This is a genomic window from Kamptonema formosum PCC 10802 (assembly GCF_000332335.1).
GTDB lineage: Bacteria > Cyanobacteriota > Cyanobacteriia > Cyanobacteriales > Oscillatoriaceae > Oscillatoria.
Map to the genome: position 1 here is coordinate 3,878,310 of NZ_KB235948.1, position 2,174 is coordinate 3,880,483.

Sequence of the window (2,174 nt, forward strand, 5' to 3'; positions counted from 1 at the left end):
CGAGCCGGTTGTGTTTCTCAGAGGGAGCAATTTCCTGAACGACTTCGGCGGTACCGGCAGCAATTTTACAGACTTGACTGCCAAATTTTACGTTGGGAATAGGGTTTATGAAGGTGAGGTGCTGCCTGAATCCGGGAAAGAGCTAGAAGACAACCGGTATGAAGTCGCGGTTAAGGTGCCCTATACTGTACCCCTCGGCGAATCCCGAATTGTTTTATCGCGCCAGCAGAAAGAGCAGCTGGGTCCGGGTCAGCAAGATTACGAAATTGTCGAACTGGACAGCGAAGAAGATATTCGGCTAGCGCCTAACTGTGTTGAGCTAGCGCTGGTGGCGCAGCAGTCTGAGGATGTAATTAGTGTTATAAATGGCAAGCAGTTGGGGACTGCCGGTAATAGCAGTGATTTGCTAACAGCTCGCATTCCGGTGGGGACTGCTGACCGGCAGGATGGTCCGGCGGAATTGGCGGCGGTTGCTAGTGCGACGAGAGCTTATGTGCCTCTGGAACAGTCTGGTCGCGTGGCGGTGGCAGATTTGATGGCACTGCGCCAAGTGGATACTAATCCGGAAACGCCAGAAGTAGAGCCTATTGATTTGCCTGCCGGTGCGAAACCGCGAACAATTGCTATTGATCCATCAGAGGAGTTCGCCTATATTGCTGACGGTGCCAGCGGCAGTATTTACGTCCTGGATATTGACCCGTTCTCGGAAACTTATCATCAGGTAGTCGGCAAGATTTCGGTCAGCCCTGCGCCTTCGGGGCTGCGCCAGATTGCTATTAGCAGCGACGGACGCCGGCTGTTCGCTACAGCGCTTAGCGGTTACATTTTTGTCATCAATATTGACCCGAATGACCGGCCCACCGATTTGAATCAAAATGCCCGCAAGTGGCGCGAACAAATAGGAGCCATCTCGATGTTATCGGGAACCGAGGGAATTGCCCCTACTTCCAACCCGCTGCAGATGGCTTTTACCAACCGGCTTAGAGACAATCAGGGCTTTGGGGTGCTGGAAATTACGAATGATGACCCTCTGAATTTTGCCGCGTTCGCTCGCTACGCATCGTTAAGTTTGGGGGATTTTGGGGATTACTTTGATGTCAACAGAGCGGTGGCGGTAACTGTAACGCGGGATGGGCGGTATGCGTTTGTCGCGGCGATTAATGACAGCCCTCAAACAAACGTGGAAAGCGTTGATGGGCCGAGGGCCGGCAGTAATATTGGGATTATTAAAGATCCGCTCGGCCCCGCACCGCAATTGGTGGCGGCCACCCGGCCCATTCCGAAGGGACTCACCACTGACTTGGTGCTTTCAAGTGATGAAAAATACCTGACGGTTTCTTATCCAGGGCTGCAATTGCAGTCTTCTTCTCCTGAGCAAAAGGGCGCTAGTTTTATTTATGATGTTGAGGAGATTATAAAGGCTGTTGAGAATCCGGGCAATTACTGGCTGGATAGCTACAGCAGGGGGGCAGGTAGCATTGCTTTTAATGCGAGCAGTAAGCGTGCGGCACTGAGAGATTTGCTTTTCGTGCCGGTGGATGACATCAATCCGGATATTAGTGTGGCTGCGGATTACGAGATTATCGGGGGGAACTGGGTGAATCAGTTCACTTTTGGTGTGCCGCAGGATAGCAATCGCGCTCCTATTGGGATGGTGAGTCCTAAGGGTTTGACTGTAGCGTCAGCGAGAGACTGGGTGGATTTGGTGAGTCCGGGTGCCGGTGGCAGTACAGATGACCTCACTCCTACGTTTGAGTGGAAGTTTAAAGATGACAGTATTCAGTGCGGTCTTCCCAATCTGTCTCCTCAAGATATTAGTGAGGTGAATTTGTATGTGAGCGTGTTTCCCAAAGGCCAGGGATTGTTGCCGAAGGACAGGTGGGAGGGATTGGGGAATGTGACACCGGAACGGGATTACAATCCCAACCGCGTCCTCACGGCTAAGTGGAAGAATGGTGCGTGGACTTGGAATGGGGGCAGTACCAGTGGTGACTTTGATGAGTTTACGCTTCCTGATGAGCGGATATTGACTGCCGGTCAGACTTACCACTGGGCTGTGGAAGCTATGACGGCTCAAGGAGACAGAAAAATTGTCACGGATAAGTTTAAAACTTTGCTTCCTCAACCGGCTGCTGGGAGCAATACGTTCAGTAGCGTGACTGTGTTGACTCGCG

1 protein-coding gene is annotated in these 2,174 nt (G+C 52.0%); it reads left to right on the forward strand.

Annotation, left to right across the window (positions count from 1 at the left end):
• The coding region (locus OSC10802_RS40510; protein WP_198525138.1) for a YncE family protein at window positions 1-2,174 on the forward strand (2,174 nt) is incomplete at both ends.